This window comes from Streptomyces sp. RG80 (assembly GCF_040446465.1).
Lineage (GTDB): Bacteria > Actinomycetota > Actinomycetes > Streptomycetales > Streptomycetaceae > Streptomyces.
In genome coordinates this window covers 140,255-156,310 of the sequence record NZ_JBEAAJ010000009.1, presented here as the reverse complement: position 1 = coordinate 156,310, position 16,056 = coordinate 140,255, and the positions used below count along the sequence as shown (strand labels likewise).

The window sequence follows — 16,056 nt, the reverse complement described above, 5'->3', positions numbered from 1 at the left end:
GCTACGGACCCAGGCACCTCGGACCGCTCCCGGAATGCCGACGCCAGTCCCTCACGTTTCACGGGTAGACGGTCCTCACACCGGACTGAAGGCGATCCCGAGCCGCAGGCTCGCTACCATGGGGTCTCCGGAGCCTGATCGGGGGACCCGGTTCGCGCACGAGGAGTCCTCTTGCCAGACGAGGCCCAGCCACTGACCGCCGCCAAGCCCGAGCCCGCCTCGGGACCCGCGGCCACGCCCGCGCAGAACGCGAAGAACGTCGCGCAGGGCTCGGTCGAGCACGCGCACGCCCAGTCCGCGCCCGTCGACAAGTCGGCCGAGCAGCCGCGTCCCAAGCCGGCCCCGCCCGAGCGCCCCGCGCCCGCGTCCACGCCCGCCGCGGTCCGCCCGCCGGCCGGCCAGCCCGCCCGCTCCGGCTCCTCCAACCGCGTCCGCGCCCGCCTCGCCCGCCTCGGCGTCCAGCGCTCCAACCCGTACAACCCGGTCCTGGAGCCGCTGCTGCGGATAGTGCGCAGCAACGACCCGAAAATCGAGACCGCGACCCTCCGCAAGATCGAGACGGCCTACCAGGTCGCCGAGCGCTGGCACCGCGGCCAGAAGCGCAAGAGCGGCGACCCGTACATCACGCACCCCCTCGCCGTGACCACGATCCTCGCCGAGCTCGGCATGGACCCGGCCACCCTCATGGCGGGCCTGCTGCACGACACCGTCGAGGACACCGAGTACGGCCTCGACCAGCTCCGCCGCGACTTCGGCGACTCGGTCGCCCTGCTCGTCGACGGCGTCACCAAGCTGGACAAGGTCAAGTTCGGCGAGGCCGCGCAGGCCGAGACCGTGCGCAAGATGGTCGTTGCCATGGCCAAGGACCCCCGCGTCCTGGTCATCAAGCTCGCCGACCGGCTGCACAACATGCGCACCATGCGCTACCTCAAGCGCGAGAAGCAGGAGAAGAAGGCGCGCGAGACCCTCGAGATCTACGCGCCGCTCGCCCACCGCCTCGGCATGAACACCATCAAGTGGGAGCTGGAGGACCTCGCCTTCGCGATCCTCTACCCCAAGATGTACGACGAGATCGTACGGCTGGTGGCCGAGCGGGCACCGAAGCGTGACGAGTACCTGGCCATAGTGACCGACGAGGTCCAGCAGGACCTGCGTGCGGCCCGCATCAAGGCGACCGTCACCGGCCGCCCGAAGCACTACTACAGCGTCTACCAGAAGATGATCGTCCGCGGCCGTGACTTCGCGGAGATCTACGACCTGGTGGGCATCCGCGTCCTCGTGGACACCGTCCGCGACTGCTACGCGGCCCTCGGCACCGTGCACGCGCGATGGAACCCGGTCCCCGGCCGGTTCAAGGACTACATCGCGATGCCCAAGTTCAACATGTACCAGTCGCTGCACACGACGGTCATCGGCCCCAACGGCAAGCCGGTCGAGCTCCAGATCCGCACCTTCGACATGCACCGCCGCGCCGAGTACGGCATCGCCGCGCACTGGAAGTACAAGCAGGAGGCCGTCGCCGGCACCTCCAAGGTGCGTTCGGACCAGCCGCGGACCACCGGCAAGGACGACCACCTCAACGACATGGCGTGGCTGCGCCAGTTGCTCGACTGGCAGAAGGAGACCGAGGACCCGGGCGAGTTCCTGGAGTCCCTGCGCTTCGACCTGTCGCGCAACGAGGTCTTCGTCTTCACCCCCAAGGGCGACGTGATAGCGCTGCCCGCCGGTGCCACGCCCGTGGACTTCTCCTACGCGGTCCACACCGAGGTCGGCCACCGGACGATAGGCGCACGCGTCAACGGACGCCTCGTCCCCCTCGAATCCACCCTGGACAACGGCGACTTGGTGGAGGTCTTCACCTCCAAGGCGGCCGGCGCCGGCCCCTCCCGCGACTGGCTCGGCTTCGTCAAGTCCCCGCGCGCCCGCAACAAGATCCGCGCCTGGTTCTCCAAGGAGCGCCGCGACGAGGCGATCGAGCAGGGCAAGGACGCCATCGTCCGCGCGATGCGCAAGCAGAACCTGCCGATCCAGCGCATCCTCACCGGCGACTCGCTCGTCACCCTCGCCCACGAGATGCGCTACCCCGACATCTCCGCGCTGTACGCGGCGATCGGCGAGGGCCATGTCTCCGCGCAGAACGTCGTGCAGAAGCTCGTCTCCGCCCTCGGCGGCGAGGAGGCGGCCACCGAGGAGATCGACGAGGCGGTCCCGCCCTCCCGCGGCCGTGGCCGCAAGCGCCGTTCCAGCGCCGACCCCGGCGTCGTGGTCAAGGGCGTCGACGACGTGTGGGTCAAGCTCGCCCGCTGCTGCACGCCCGTACCCGGCGACCCCATCATCGGTTTCGTCACGCGCGGTAGCGGCGTATCGGTTCACCGCAGCGACTGTGTGAACGTGGAGTCACTGTCCCGCGAGCCCGAGCGCATCCTCGACGTCGAGTGGGCGCCCACCCAGTCCTCGGTCTTCCTGGTCGCCATCCAGGTCGAGGCCCTGGACCGCTCCCGGCTCCTCTCCGACGTCACCCGCGTCCTGTCCGACCAGCACGTCAACATCCTCTCCGCGGCCGTCCAGACCTCCCGCGACCGCGTCGCCACCTCCCGCTTCACCTTCGAGATGGGCGACCCGAAGCACCTCGGCCACGTCCTGAAGGCGGTACGCGGCGTGGAGGGCGTCTACGACGTGTACCGCGTGACGTCGGCGCGCAGCCGGTCGTAGGGCATGGCTTCGTAGAGCAGGACGTCGAGAAGGGCCCCGTACCTCGGTACGGGGCCCTTCTCGACGTAGCAGAGGTTCTCGCGGCCTCTCAGCCGCCGAACTCCTGGAGACCCTTCAGGGCCTGGTCCAGAAGCGCCTGGCGGCCCTCCAGCTCACGCTCGAGCTTGTCGGCGCGGGCGTTGTTGCCCTGGGCGCGCGCCTGCTCGATCTGGCCGCGGAGCTTGTCCACGGCGGCCTGGAGCTGGCCGGTCAGACCCTCGGCACGCGCGCGTGCCTCCGGGTTGGTCCGGCGCCACTCGCTCTCCTCGGCCTCCTGGATGGCCCGCTCGACGGCGTGCATCCGGCCCTCGACCTTGGGACGCGCGTCGCGCGGGACGTGGCCGATGGCCTCCCAGCGCTCGTTGAGCTGGCGGAACGCGGATCGCGCCGCCTTGAGGTCGGTGACCGGGAGGATCTTCTCGGCCTCCCCGGCCAGCTCCTCCTTGAGCTTCAGGTTCTCCGACTGCTCGGCGTCGCGCTCGGCGAAGACCGAGCTGCGGGCGGCGAAGAACACGTCCTGGGCGCCGCGGAAGCGGTTCCACAGGTCGTCCTCGTGCTCGCGCTGGGCACGGCCCGCGGCCTTCCACTCCGCCATCAGCTCGCGGTAGCGGGCGGCCGTCGGCCCCCAGTCGGTGGAGTCGGACAGCGCCTCGGCCTCGGAGACCAGTCGCTCCTTGGTCTTACGGGCCTCCTCGCGCTGTGCGTCCAGTGACGCGAAGTGCGCCTTGCGGCGCTTGGAGAACGCCGAGCGGGCGTGCGAGAAGCGGTGCCACAGCTCGTCGTCGGACTTGCGGTCCAGGCGCGGCAGACCCTTCCAGGTGTCCACCAGCGACCGCAGCCGCTCACCGGCCGCCCGCCACTGGTCGGACTGCGCCAGCTCCTCGGCCTCGACGACCAGTGCCTCCTTGGCGTGGCGGGCCTCGTCGGACTGCTTCGCGCGCTGCTGCTTGCGCTCCTCGCGACGCTTGTCGACGGTCTCCACGAGCTTGTCCAACCGGACCTTCAGCGCGTCCAGGTCGCCGACCGCGTGGTGCGCGTCCACCTGTTCGCGGATGTGGTCGATGGCGACCTGCGCGTCCTTCGCCGACAGATCGGTGGTCTTCACTCGCTTCTCGAGGAGGCCGATCTCGACCACCAGGCCCTCGTACTTGCGCTCGAAGTAGGCCAACGCCTCCTCAGGAGAGCCGGCCTGCCAGGAACCGACGACCTGCTCGCCGTCGGCCGTACGCACGTACACGGTCCCCGTCTCGTCGACGCGGCCCCACGGGTCGCTGCTCACAGCGCCTCCTCCACATGATGCCTGCGAGGGGCTTCTGTTCCCCCGGGCATCGTCCACAGTTTCGTCACGGCCAACATAGGCGACCGGCGGGTTGCCTGTCCGCATCCCGCGCGACCGAAATTTCGCAGTTGGCGGTCAGGATTTGGTGACAGTCGCCTTGTTGATCACGACCGTCGCGTTGGGAGCTCCGTCACCCGCTCCGGTGCTCTCACCCGCGGCGGCGATCTTCTTCAGGACCGTCATACCGGATTCGGAAACGGTACCGAACGGTGTGTAGCTGGGCGGCAGCTGACTGTCCTGGTACACGAGGAAGAACTGGCTGCCACCGGTGTGCTTCTGACCGGTGTTGGCCATGGCGATCGTGCCCGCCGGATAGACGTTGTCCTTCAGGCTTTTGTCCTTCAGGTTCTCGTCCGGGATCGTGTAGCCGGGACCACCGCTGCCGCTGCCCGTCGGGTCGCCGCACTGGAGCACGTAGATGCCGTTGGTGGTGAGCCGGTGGCACTTGGTGTGGTCGAAGTAGCCCTTGGACGCCAGGAAGTCGAAGGAGTTGACGGTGTGCGGGGCCGCCTTCGTCTTCAGTGCGATGTCTATGTCACCGCAGGTCGTCGCCAGTTTCATCGTGTACTTGGCCGACTTGTCGATCGTCATCGACGGCTCCTTCTTCCAGGTCGCCGTCTTCGCCTTGCCCTCGGCCGGCTTCTTGCACGGATCCGCCACCGCGCTGGGCGTCGTGGCGTCCGTGGCCTCGGCGGCCGTGTTGGACTTGTCGTCGTCGCCCTTGAGGACGTCCGTCGTGTACAAGGCGAGGCTGCCCACCAGGATCACGCCGAGTACCGACGCGATCACGGAGTTGCGCATGCGGGCCTTGCGCCGCGCGGTCGTGCGCCGCTGCTGCTGCCGCAAGAACTTCTCCCGGGCGAGCTGCCGCTTCCGCTGTTCCTGGGTGACCACCGGATTCTCTCCTCATGCGTCTCGTACGCCTGCTGGGACGCCTGCGTCTTGTGAGCCGACCGCGTGCGTGTGCCCCGTACCGTATATGGGTTCGCTGAGGAAACGGCAGCGCCGGTAGGCTCTGACCACAGGCGCAGCCGATTTTTAAGCCCGCCCTCAGTCCGCACTTATCGACACAACGAAGGACGATCGTGCTCATTGCCGGGTTCCCCGCCGGGGCCTGGGGGACGAACTGTTATCTCGTCGCCCCCGCCGCCGGCGAGGAGTGCGTGATCATCGACCCGGGCCATCAGGCCGCCCAGGGAGTCGAGGAGGCACTGAAGAAGCATCGGCTCAAGCCCGTCGCCGTCGTCCTCACCCACGGCCACATCGACCATGTGGCCTCGGTCGTCCCGGTCTGCGGAGCGCACGACGTACCCGCGTGGATCCACCCCGAGGACCGGTTCATGATGAGCGACCCGGAGAAGGCGCTCGGCGGCTCCATCGGGATGCCGCTCATGGGCGAGCTGACCGTGGGGGAGCCGGACGACGTCAAGGAGCTCACCGACGGCGTACGGCTGGAGCTGGCCGGAATGGAGCTGTCCGTCGCGCACGCGCCGGGCCATACCAGGGGGTCGGTGACCTTCGGCCTGCCCGAGTCGGCGGACATCCCGCCGCTGCTTTTCTCGGGCGACCTGCTGTTCGCCGGCTCCATCGGACGCACCGATTTCCCCGGTGGCTCCATGGACGACATGCTCGAGTCCCTGGCCCGCGTGGTCCTGCCGCTCGACGACTCGACCGTGGTGCTGCCCGGCCACAACGAGCACACGACCATCGGCCGTGAGCGCGCCACCAACCCGTATCTGCGGCAGGTGGCCGCCGGCCGCCAGGATCACAGCGCGCATGTCGACGCTCCCCGACGAGGAATGTGACGAGACCTTCCGTGAGCACCTTCAAGGCCCCCAAGGGCACGTACGACCTCATCCCGCCGGACAGCGCGAAGTTCCTCGCGGTCCGCGAGGCGATCGCCGCCCCGCTGCGCCACTCCGGCTACGGCTACATCGAGACGCCCGGCTTCGAGAGCGTGGAGCTCTTCGCGCGCGGTGTCGGTGAGTCCACCGACATCGTGACGAAGGAGATGTACGCCTTCGAGACCAAGGGCGGCGACAGGCTCGCCCTGCGCCCCGAGGGCACCGCCTCCGTGCTGCGCGCGGCGCTGGAGGCCAACCTGCACAAGGCGGGCAACCTCCCCGTCAAGCTCTGGTACTCGGGCTCGTACTACCGCTACGAGCGTCCGCAGAAGGGCCGTTACCGGCACTTCTCCCAGGTCGGTGCCGAGGCGATCGGTGCCGAGGACCCGGCCCTTGACGCCGAGCTGATCATCCTGGCCGACCAGGCGTACCGCTCGCTGGGCCTCAGGAACTTCCGCATCCTGCTCAACAGCCTCGGCGACAAGGAGTGCCGTCCGGTGTACCGGGAGGCGCTCCAGAACTTCCTCCGGGGGCTCGACCTCGACGAGGAGACGCTGCGCCGCGCGGACATCAACCCGCTGCGCGTCCTCGACGACAAGCGCGAGGCGGTCCAGAAGCAGCTCGGGGACGCGCCGCTGCTGCGCGACTACCTCTGCGACGCCTGCAAGGCGTACCACGAGGAGGTCCGTGAGCTGATCACGGCGGCGGGCGTGGCCTTCGAGGACGACCCGAAGCTGGTCCGCGGCCTGGACTACTACACCCGGACGACCTTCGAGTTCGTCCACGACGGTCTTGGCTCGCAGTCCGCGGTGGGCGGCGGCGGCCGCTACGACGGTCTGTCCGAGATGATCGGCGGCCCCGCGCTGCCGTCGGTGGGCTGGGCCCTCGGCGTCGACCGCACGGTCCTGGCGCTGGAGGCGGAGGGCGTCGAGCTCGAACTCCCCTCCACGACCAGCGTCTTCGCGGTCCCGCTGGGCGAGGAGGCCCGCCGGGTCCTCTTCGCCAAGGTGACGGAGCTCCGCAAGGTCGGCATCGCCGCCGACTTCTCCTACGGCGCCAAGGGCCTCAAGGGCGCCATGAAGAACGCCAACCGCAGCGGCGCCCGCTACACGGTCGTCGCCGGCGAACGCGACCTCGCCGAGGGTGTCGTCCAGCTCAAGGACATGGAGTCCGGCGAGCAGACGGCGATCGGCGTGAACGAGATCGTGGCGGAGCTGGAAGCACGGCTCGGCTAGCACGGCTGACCAGGCGCCGGGTGCCCTCCGAGGCACCCGGCGCCTTCGTCACTGCTCCAGCAGCCCGTACCGCATCGCACTCGTCACCGCCGCGGTCCGGTCACCCACCCCCAACTTGCCGAAGATCCGCAGCAGATGGGTCTTCACCGTGGACTCCCCGATGTACAGCCGGCGCCCGATCTCCGCGTTCGTGCACCCCTCCGCCACCAGTCGCAGCACCGCGGTCTCCCGTGCCGACAACCGTGGCCGTTCCGGCCTGGTCCGCAGCTGGTCCACCAGCCTCGCCGCCACCGACGGCGCCAGTACCGTCTCGCCGCGCGCGGCGGCCCGTACCGCCTCGGCGAGCTCCGCACGGGGCAGGTCCTTGAGCAGGTAGCCCGCCGCCCCCGCCTCCACGGCACGAAGGATGTCCCGGTCGGTCTCGTAGGTCGTCAGGACGATCACGCGGCAGGGCAGTCCGGCCGCGGCCATCCGCTCGATGGACTCCACGCCCGAGCCGCCCGGCATCCGCAGGTCCATCAGCACGATGTCGGGACGCAGACGCGCCGCCAGCGCCTCCGCGTGGGGGCCGCTCGACGCGTCGGCGACCACCTCCAGGTCGGGCTCCGCGCTCAGCATCGCCCGCAGCCCCTCCCGTACGACGGGATGGTCGTCGGCCAGGATGATCCGGATCACGTTGCACACTCCAGGGGTGGTACGGGCAGCCGGACCGTCACTGTCGTGCCCTGCCCTGGCGCACCACGGACCGACACCGTCCCGCCGACCTCCGCGGCCCGGGCCCGCAGTCCCGCCAGACCGTAGCCCTCGGTCACACATGACGGGTCGAAGCCCCGGCCGTCGTCCCGCACGGACACCGCGAGGGACGCGTCGCCGTACGCCAGCGCGATCCCCACGGACACCGAACTCCCCGCGTGCTTACGGGCGTTCGACAAGGCCTCCTGACACGAGCGCAGGGCCACCACCTCGGCGCCGGCCGGCAGTGCCCGCACCGGGCCCGTGACCTCCAGCGTCGCCTCATGGCGCGCGGCCAGACGCCGGAGCGCGTCCGGGAGCGAGGCCCCGTCCAGGTCCGCGGGCGCCGCCCCGGCGACCAGGGCACGCGCCTCGGCGAGATTCTGGCGGGCCGTCTCGTCCATGAGCGCCAGATGCCGCCGGGCCTGCGGCAGGTCGCTCTCCACCTCGGCCTCGACCGCCTGGACCAGCATCAGCAGGCTGGTGAAGCCCTGGGCGAGCGTGTCGTGGATCTCCCGTGCCATCCGCTCCCGTTCGGCCAGCGCTCCGTGGGCCGCCGAGAGCCGCGACACCTCGTGCCGGCTCGCGTCCAGCTCCGCGATCAGCTCGGCCCGCTCCTGGCTCTGCTCGATGATCCGGATGATCCAACTGCCGACGGCCGCCGAGAACACGAACGTGACGAGCGCGAACATCCCGTTGAAGAACACGTCCTGGTCGCTGGGCCACCACAACAGCGCCCAGCCCAGCACGGGAACGAGGTTGATGACGGCCACGGCGGCCAGCGCCCACCGCGTCCGCAGGGTCATGAAGCACGGCGGTACGAGCGCGAACGTCATCAGCCGTGTCTCGCCGACCAGCACCGCCGACGGCAGGAACAGCACCGTCAGGGCCGCGATGAAGCCCAGCGCCCGGCGCTCGTCCGGCGGATCGCCCCGCAGAATGGGGCGCCCCACCACGACGTACAGCGGGATCAACGGGACCAGGAGCGCCGCCGCCGTGAGCCGGACCGGCCACCCCGGGAAGTCCGTGCCGAGCACGAACACCGAGGTGGCCAGCCAGATGAGCGCGAAGTACGTGTCCCAGATCCGGAACGAGCGGTCCCAGCTGTACGCGCCCACCAGTCCGGAGGGGATCCTCATCCGTCGCGCCGGTTCTTCCACCGGAAGGTCAGCAGACACAGCAACAATCCTCCGACGCACCAGGCCCCCAGAACCAGGGCGACGCGGCCGAACTCCCAACCGCCGGCCTGCTCGAGAACCTGTGCCGAGTCCGGCAGGAACACCCCGCGCAGACCCTGGCACATCCACTTCAGCGGGAACAGGGCGCCGATGTTCAGCATCCAGTCCGGGATCGTGTCGATCGCGATGTACACCCCGGAGATGAACTGGAGCACCAGGAACGGCAGGACGACCACGGAGGTCGCGCTCTTGCCGGACTTCGGGACCGAGCTGATCGCGATGCCGAGCAGCGCGCACGCCGTCAGACCGAGCACGAAGATCCAGACGAAGTGGAACCAGCGCGTCGCGTCCGAGGGCAACTCGACGTCGTACAGCGTCGTGCCGACGAGCAGCAGGATCGCCGTCTCCATCAGGCCGGTGACCAGAACCAGCCAGATCTTGCCGAGGAAGTACGACGCCGGTGGCATCGGGGTGCCCCGCAGCCGGCGCAGCACCTTCTCGTCCCGTTCGATGGCGATCGAGATGCCGAGGGACTGGAAGCTCGTCGACATGATGCCGGCGGCCATCATCGCGGGGACGTAGAGCTGCGAGGCGGTGATGCCGGCGCCCTCCACGTCGTCGCTGAAGATCGACGCGAACAGGAACAGGAAGACGACCGGGAAGGCGAAGGTGAACACCACCTGATCGCGCTGCCGGAAGAACTGCCTGATCTCCAGGGCGCCCCGCTGGAGTCCGATGCCGAACGCGCCCGGCAGCCGCTCGGCCGTCGCGTCCGCGCGCGGTCGTACGACGGTCGTGGTCATCGTGCGTCCTCCTGTCCGGTCAGCCGGAGGTAGACGTCCTCCAGCGTGGGGCGGCTCACCCGGAGCCCCGGGATCTCGCCGTCGAAGCGGCTCATGAGCGCGGCGACCGTGCGGGTCGGGGTGTCGGTGCGCTCCGCGCGCGGGGCGCCGTCCGGCTCGGTCCACTCCACGGTGGCCTCGGTGCCGTACCGCTCCCGCAGGGCGGCCGGGCGGCCCTCGGCGACGATCCGGCCGGCGGTCACGACGGCGAGCCGGTCGGCCAGGGCCTCCGCCTCCTCCAGGTAGTGCGTGGTGAGCAGGATCGTCGTGCCCTCGTCGGAGAGCGTGCGGATGAGGTCCCAGAACTGCCGCCTGGCCGCCGGGTCGAAACCCGTCGTCGGCTCGTCCAGGAGCAGCAGTTCGGGACCGCCGATCACCCCGAGGGCCACGTCGAGACGGCGGCGCTGCCCGCCCGACAGGGCCTTGATCCGGCTGCCCGCCTTCTCCTGCAGACCCACCAGACCGATGACCTCCTCCGGATCCCGAGGCCTCGGGTAGTACCGGGCGAAGTGTCGAACGGTTTCACGAACCGTCAACTCGGCGGGCGCCGATTCGTCCTGCCAGACGATTCCGACACGTGAACGCCACGCACGCGTGCCCTTCGCCGGATCCGAGCCGAGCACCCGCACCTCGCCCGCGTCCCGGCTCCGGTTGCCCTGGAGGATCTCCACCGTGGTGCTCTTGCCCGCGCCGTTGGGCCCCAGCAGGCCGAACACCTCGCCCCTGCCGATGCCGAGATCGACACCGTCCACCGCGGTCACGTCGCCGTACTGCTTGCGCAGCCCCCGTACGTCCACCGCGAGTTCGTTCGCGTGTGTTGTCATGCATTCGAGCCTCGGCCGGAACCGAACGCTCCGGGACGACCGAGCGTCCTTCCTTATGTCCACCGAACGGTGGACAGGGCCCCATGTACGGCACAATGGCCCCTGCCCGAAGAAGGTCCAACTCTCAAGCAGACGGAATCGGCGTGATGAGCAAGACCACCGTGAAAGACATCTCCACCGAGCCCGAGCCGGAGCACACCGCCGCCGAGCCACGCACGGTGGGTGGCAGCCGCGCCTTCGCCATCATGCTGGTGCTCACCGGCGCGGCCGGTCTGCTCGCCGCGTGGGTCATCACGATCGACAAGTTCAAGCTGCTCGAGGCCAAGGTCGCGGGCACGACCTTCACCCCCGGGTGCAGCCTCAACCCCGTCGTCTCCTGCGGCAGCGTCATGGAGTCCAAGCAGGCCGCCGCCTTCGGGTTCCCCAACCCGATGCTCGGCCTCGTCGCCTACGGCATCGTCATCGGCGTCGGCATGAGCCTGCTCGCCCGGGCCCGCTTCCCGCGCTGGTACTGGCTGACCTTCAACGCCGGCACCCTCTTCGGCGTCTCGTTCTGCGCCTGGCTGATGTTCCAGTCCCTGTACCGGATCAACGCGCTGTGCCTGTGGTGCTCGCTGGCCTGGGTCGCGACGATCATCATGTTCTGGTACGTCACCTCGTTCAACGTGCGCAACGACTTCATCCCCGCCCCGCGCTGGCTGAAGAGCTTCTTCGGCGAGTTCACCTGGGTCCTGCCGGTCCTGCACATCGGCATCATCGGCATGCTGATCCTGACCCGCTGGTGGGACTTCTGGACCAGCTGAGCCCTTCTCTCCGGGGCCCGGCGGGATTGTCAGTGCCGTGAACTAGGGTTTTGTACGTGGAGCCCGACCTGTTCACCGCAGCCGCAGAAGAACGCCAGGAGAAGGACCCCGCGGGGAGCCCCCTGGCCGTGCGGATGCGCCCGCGCACCCTCGACGAGGTGGTGGGCCAGCAGCACCTGCTGAAGCCCGGCTCACCCCTGCGCCGCCTCGTCGGCGAGGGCGCGGGCGGCCCGGCGGGACCGTCCTCGGTGATCCTGTGGGGCCCGCCCGGCACCGGCAAGACGACCCTCGCCTACGTCGTCTCCAAGGCCACCAACAAGCGGTTCGTCGAGCTGTCGGCGATCACCGCGGGCGTCAAGGAGGTCCGCGCGGTCATCGACGGCGCCCGCCGCGCGACCGGCGGGTACGGCAAGGAGACCGTCCTCTTCCTCGACGAGATCCACCGCTTCAGCAAGGCCCAGCAGGACTCCCTGCTCCCGGCCGTCGAGAACCGCTGGGTCACCCTGATCGCGGCGACCACCGAGAACCCGTACTTCTCGGTGATCTCCCCCCTGCTCTCCCGCTCGCTCCTGCTCACCCTCGAACCCCTCACCGACGACGACCTGCGCGGCCTGCTGCGCAGGGCCCTGAGTGACGAACGCGGCCTCAAGGACACCGTCACCCTTCCCGAGGACACCGAGGGCCACCTCCTGCGGATCGCCGGCGGCGACGCCCGCCGCGCCCTGACCGCCCTGGAGGCGGCCGCCGGAGCCGCGCTCGACAAGGGCGAGGGGGAGATCTCCCTCACCACGCTGGAGGAGACGGTCGACCGCGCGGCCGTGAAGTACGACCGCGACGGCGACCAGCACTACGACGTCGCCAGCGCCCTCATCAAGTCCATCCGCGGCTCCGACGTCGACGCAGCCCTGCACTACCTGGCCCGCATGATCGAGGCCGGCGAGGACCCCCGCTTCATCGCCCGCCGCCTGATGATCTCCGCCAGCGAGGACATCGGCCTCGCGGACCCGAACGCGCTCCCGATAGCCGTCGCCGCCGCCCAGGCCGTCGCCATGATCGGCTTCCCCGAGGCCGCGCTGACCCTGAGCCACGCCACCATCGCCCTCGCCCTGGCCCCCAAGTCCAACGCCGCGACGACGGCGATCGGCGCCGCGATGGAGGACGTGCGCAAGGGACTGGCCGGCTCCGTGCCCCCGCACCTGCGCGACGGGCACTACAAGGGCGCCGCCAAGCTCGGCCACGCCCAGGGGTACGTGTACCCGCACGACCTCCCCGAGGGCATCGCCGAGCAGCAGTACGCGCCGGACGCCCTCAAGGACCGGGAGTACTACACGCCGACCAGACACGGCGCCGAGGCGAGGTACGCGGACGCGGTCGAGTGGACCAGGAAGCACCTCGGTCGCAAGCGGTCCTGAGCGCCCTGTAGAATCCCTCGAAGTGCTGTGTCCCGTGCAGTCAGAACAGGACAGTCAGCCGGAACCCAGTGGGTTCCAGGAGCGTCGCGCACCGTTCGAATGGTGTCGCGGGCAGCCCACCACCGTGCACGGTAGGTGGGCCACTCGCGTGCTGCACGTATGTGCCCAGACCAGGGGAGCGGCTGCCCACCAGGCCCGGCAACGGACCCGGCGGGTTTCCCCGGCTGCGGATGCGACCTCCCATAACTCTGACGAGCCGAAGAAAAACAGACAAGGAAGATCAAGTGGCGAACCAGTCCCGCCCCAAGGTCAAGAAGTCGCGTGCCCTCGGCATCGCGCTGACCCCGAAGGCCGTCAAGTACTTCGAGGCCCGTCCCTACCCGCCGGGTGAGCACGGCCGTGGCCGCAAGCAGAACTCGGACTACAAGGTCCGTCTGCTCGAGAAGCAGCGTCTGCGTGCGCAGTACGACGTGTCCGAGCGTCAGCTCGTCCGCGCCTACGAGCGTGCCTCCAAGGTTCAGGGCAAGACCGGTGAGGCTCTGATCATCGAGCTCGAGCGCCGTCTCGACGCGCTGGTCCTGCGTTCGGGCATCGCCCGCACGATCTACCAGGCCCGTCAGATGGTCGTTCACGGTCACATCGAGGTCAACGGCCAGAAGGTCGACAAGCCCTCCTTCCGCGTCCGTCCCGACGACGTCGTGATGGTCCGTGAGCGCAGCCGAGAGAAGACCCTCTTCTCCGTCGCCCGCGAGGGCGGCTTCGCCCCCGACGGCGAGACCCCGCGCTACCTCCAGGTGAACCTCCGCGCCCTGGCCTTCCGCCTGGACCGTGAGCCGAACCGCAAGGAGATCCCGGTGATCTGCGACGAGCAGCTCGTCGTCGAGTACTACGCCCGCTGATCACCAGCCGGACGTAGTACACGCACCACTCAGCCCGCCGTCTCCCCGCCCTTCCGGGTGGGTGAGGCGGCGGGTTCGTGCATGGCGACACCGCCCTGGGCATGCCGCGCCGGTCCGCGCGGCGCGGGCAGCGCCTCCACAGGCCGCCCCAGCGCCCGGGCCACGGCCGCGTCCCGGCCGAGCCGCCCCCCGGCCCGTACGCACTCCTCGTACCGCTCGTCGCCCAGCTCCTTGCGGGCCGTCGCCTCGCACAGCTCGTGCGGGGCGTTGTAGTAGGCGGAGCCGAACAGCGGCAGGCCGACCGACGGCCACATCGCGGCCGCCGCGCCCTGTAGGACCGCGGCCTCCGCCGGGTCGCCCTCGGCCGCCGTGATCAGGGCCAGCAGCTCGATCGTCAGGACCGAGCCGAGCAGGTCGCGGAAGGAGTGGGCGGCACCCAGACAGTCGGTCAGCAGACCGCGGGCGGCCCTCAGATCGCCCTCGCTCCACGCCGCGTACGCCAGGACGTACAGCGCGTACGACCTGGCCCAGCGCTCGCCGTGGTCCTCGCAGACCCGGCGTACGTCCTGGCAGAGTTTCACCGCCTCCGGCAGATCGCCCTGGAACGCCCGGGTCATCGCCAGCTCCACCTGACCCATCAGCACGTTGCTGTTGAGCTCCCCGATCTCCCGGTAGCGCTCCAGCGCCGAGCGCAGCAGTGTCTCCGCGCGGGCCATGTCATCGGTGACCAGCGCCAGACAGCCGGTGCGGTGCTCGGCGTACGCCACCGCCGTCGGGTTCGCCGACAGCTCCGCCTCCTCCCGGCACTCCTGGAGCGCGGCCAGCGCGGGCACGGTGTCGCCCTGGAGGATCGCCACATAGCCCAGCACCCACAGCGCCTTCAGCCGCGACAGCTCGTTGTCGGACTCCAGCCGCACGGCCTGCTCCAGCCAGTGCCGCCCCTCCGACAGCCGTCCGCAGCCGGCCCAGTAGAACCACAGGGAACCGGCGAGGTACTGGCCCAGGTGCGCCTCGTCCGGGTCGGACAGACAGTGCTCCAGGGCGCAGCGCAGATTCGGCAGCTCCGCCTCGACGCGCGCGGCCACCTCGGCCTGGCGCGGCGAGAACCAGTCCAGTTCGCACCAGGTCGCGAGTCCCAGGTACCAGTCGCGGTGCCGCCGCCGCAGCCGGGCCGCGTCACCGGTCGCCTCCAGCCAGTCGGCGCCGTAGGCCCGGACCGTGTCCAGCATCCGGTAGCGCACCCCCGTGGCCGTCTCCTCCCGCCCCACCACGGACTGGGCGAGCAGCTCCGTCAGTACGTCGAGGACGTCCTGCTCGGCCAGCCCGTCGCCGCTGCACACGTACTCCACGGCCGTCAGGTCGAACGGCCCCGCGAACACCGAGAGCCGCGACCACAGAAGCCGCTCCTGGGGCGTGCACAGCTCATGGCTCCAGCCGATCGCCGTGCGCAGCGTCCGATGCCGGGGCAGGGCGTCCCGCCCACCACCGGTCAGCAGCCGGAACCGGTCGTCGAGCCGTTCCAGCAACTGACCGGGGGACAGGGCCCGCAGCCGCCCGGCGGCCAGTTCGACGGCGAGCGGGATGCCGTCGAGGCGCCGGCACAGTTCCGGCACGTCGGGATCGGCGGCGGCGCCCACGCCCTGCCGGCCGGCCCGCTCCACGAAGAGCTCCACGGCCTCGTCCTCGGGCAGCGGCTCCAGCGCGAACACCCGCTCGCCCGCCACGGACAGCGGTCTGCGGCCCACGGCGAGCACACGGAGCCCGGGAGCGCGCCGGAGCAGCTCGGTGACCAGCTGCGCGCAGGCGTCCACCAGATGCTCGAACCCGTCGAGCACCAGCAGGAGCGGGCGTCCGGGCCCGCACTCGGCGAGACGGTCGAGCAGGATCTCGCGCGGCAGCCGGGTGGTGTGGTCCGTGAGCCCCAGCGCCTCCACGACCGCGAAGTCCACGAACTCCGGATCGCGCACCGACGCCAGCTCCACCAGCCAGGTGCCCGTCCGATCCGCTGCCCGCGCGGCCGCCCGGGCCGCCAGCCGGGACTTGCCGATACCCCCGGCCCCGGTCACGGTCACCAGCCGGGAGCTCTCCAGCAGCCGGGACACTTCGGCGAGTTCGGCCGAGCGGCCCACGAACGCGTCCGGTTCGAGGGGCAGGTTGCCGTCGCAGAGCCGATCGTCACGCATGGAACACGGAGCGT

13 protein-coding genes are annotated in these 16,056 nt (G+C 70.2%); 6 read left to right on the top strand and 7 right to left on the bottom strand.

Translation table 11 applies throughout. The features are described 5' to 3' along the window. Window positions 1–171: 171 nt before the first annotated feature. Window positions 172–2,712 carry a RelA/SpoT family protein gene (locus ABKA17_RS30405; protein ID WP_353695499.1) on the top strand — a complete coding sequence of 847 codons (2,541 nt, stop codon included), beginning with the start codon at window positions 172–174 and terminating at the stop codon, window positions 2,710–2,712. An 88-nt stretch (window positions 2,713–2,800) separates the two neighbouring features. Here ABKA17_RS30405 and ABKA17_RS30400 read toward each other — a convergent pair whose 3' ends face one another. After that, complete coding sequence (locus tag ABKA17_RS30400; protein WP_353695498.1) at window positions 2,801–4,030, bottom strand: DUF349 domain-containing protein; 1,230 nt, start codon at window positions 4,028–4,030, stop codon at window positions 2,801–2,803. Window positions 4,031–4,165: 135 nt separating this feature from the next. Further along, window positions 4,166–4,984 (bottom strand): peptidylprolyl isomerase, encoded by an 819-nt coding sequence (locus ABKA17_RS30395; RefSeq protein ID WP_353695497.1) that lies wholly within the window; start codon window positions 4,982–4,984, stop codon window positions 4,166–4,168. 191 nt (window positions 4,985–5,175) lie between these two features. On the opposite strand from ABKA17_RS30395, the gene ABKA17_RS30390 reads away from it, so the two are divergent. After that, a complete protein-coding gene (locus ABKA17_RS30390) occupies window positions 5,176–5,895 on the top strand; it encodes an MBL fold metallo-hydrolase (protein ID WP_353695496.1) in 720 nt (239 codons plus the stop codon). Window positions 5,896–5,906: 11 nt separating this feature from the next. Continuing rightward, window positions 5,907–7,169 (top strand): histidine--tRNA ligase, encoded by a 1,263-nt coding sequence (gene hisS, locus ABKA17_RS30385; RefSeq protein ID WP_353695495.1) that lies wholly within the window; start codon window positions 5,907–5,909, stop codon window positions 7,167–7,169. Between the two features lie 48 nt (window positions 7,170–7,217). Here hisS and ABKA17_RS30380 read toward each other — a convergent pair whose 3' ends face one another. From ABKA17_RS30380 to ABKA17_RS30365, 4 genes are read right to left on the bottom strand one after another with little or no spacing between them, the layout of a single operon-like run. Further along, on the bottom strand, window positions 7,218–7,844 hold the full coding sequence (locus ABKA17_RS30380; RefSeq protein WP_353695494.1) for a response regulator: 627 nt from the start codon (window positions 7,842–7,844) through the stop codon (window positions 7,218–7,220). Continuing rightward, on the bottom strand, window positions 7,841–9,040 hold the full coding sequence (locus ABKA17_RS30375; RefSeq protein WP_353695493.1) for a sensor histidine kinase: 1,200 nt from the start codon (window positions 9,038–9,040) through the stop codon (window positions 7,841–7,843). Before ABKA17_RS30375 ends, ABKA17_RS30380 begins: the two co-directional genes overlap by 4 nt. Continuing rightward, a complete protein-coding gene (locus ABKA17_RS30370; protein ID WP_353695492.1) occupies window positions 9,037–9,882 on the bottom strand; it encodes an ABC transporter permease in 846 nt (281 codons plus the stop codon). The genes ABKA17_RS30375 and ABKA17_RS30370 overlap by 4 nt, the downstream gene beginning before the upstream one ends. Continuing rightward, window positions 9,879–10,745, bottom strand: coding sequence for an ABC transporter ATP-binding protein (locus tag ABKA17_RS30365; protein ID WP_353695491.1), 867 nt, complete (start codon window positions 10,743–10,745; stop codon window positions 9,879–9,881). Before ABKA17_RS30365 ends, ABKA17_RS30370 begins: the two co-directional genes overlap by 4 nt. Window positions 10,746–10,891: 146 nt before the next feature. Here ABKA17_RS30365 and ABKA17_RS30360 point away from each other — a divergent pair, with 146 nt between their 5' ends. The 3 genes from ABKA17_RS30360 to rpsD all read left to right on the top strand — a co-directional run bounded on the left by ABKA17_RS30360 (window position 10,892) and on the right by rpsD (window position 13,859). Beyond that, entirely contained in the window at window positions 10,892–11,548 is a 657-nt protein-coding gene (locus ABKA17_RS30360; RefSeq protein WP_353695490.1) for a vitamin K epoxide reductase family protein, read from the top strand. A 56-nt stretch (window positions 11,549–11,604) separates the two neighbouring features. Further along, window positions 11,605–12,960, top strand: coding sequence for a replication-associated recombination protein A (locus ABKA17_RS30355; RefSeq protein WP_353695489.1), 1,356 nt, complete (start codon window positions 11,605–11,607; stop codon window positions 12,958–12,960). A gap of 284 nt (window positions 12,961–13,244) precedes the next feature. Then, window positions 13,245–13,859, top strand: coding sequence for a 30S ribosomal protein S4 (rpsD, locus tag ABKA17_RS30350; protein WP_353695488.1), 615 nt, complete (start codon window positions 13,245–13,247; stop codon window positions 13,857–13,859). A gap of 29 nt (window positions 13,860–13,888) precedes the next feature. Here the strand turns inward: rpsD and ABKA17_RS30345 are convergent, their stop codons facing one another. Then, entirely contained in the window at window positions 13,889–16,042 is a 2,154-nt protein-coding gene (locus tag ABKA17_RS30345) for an ATP-binding protein (protein ID WP_353695487.1), read from the bottom strand. Between the last annotated feature and the right edge of the window lie 14 nt (window positions 16,043–16,056).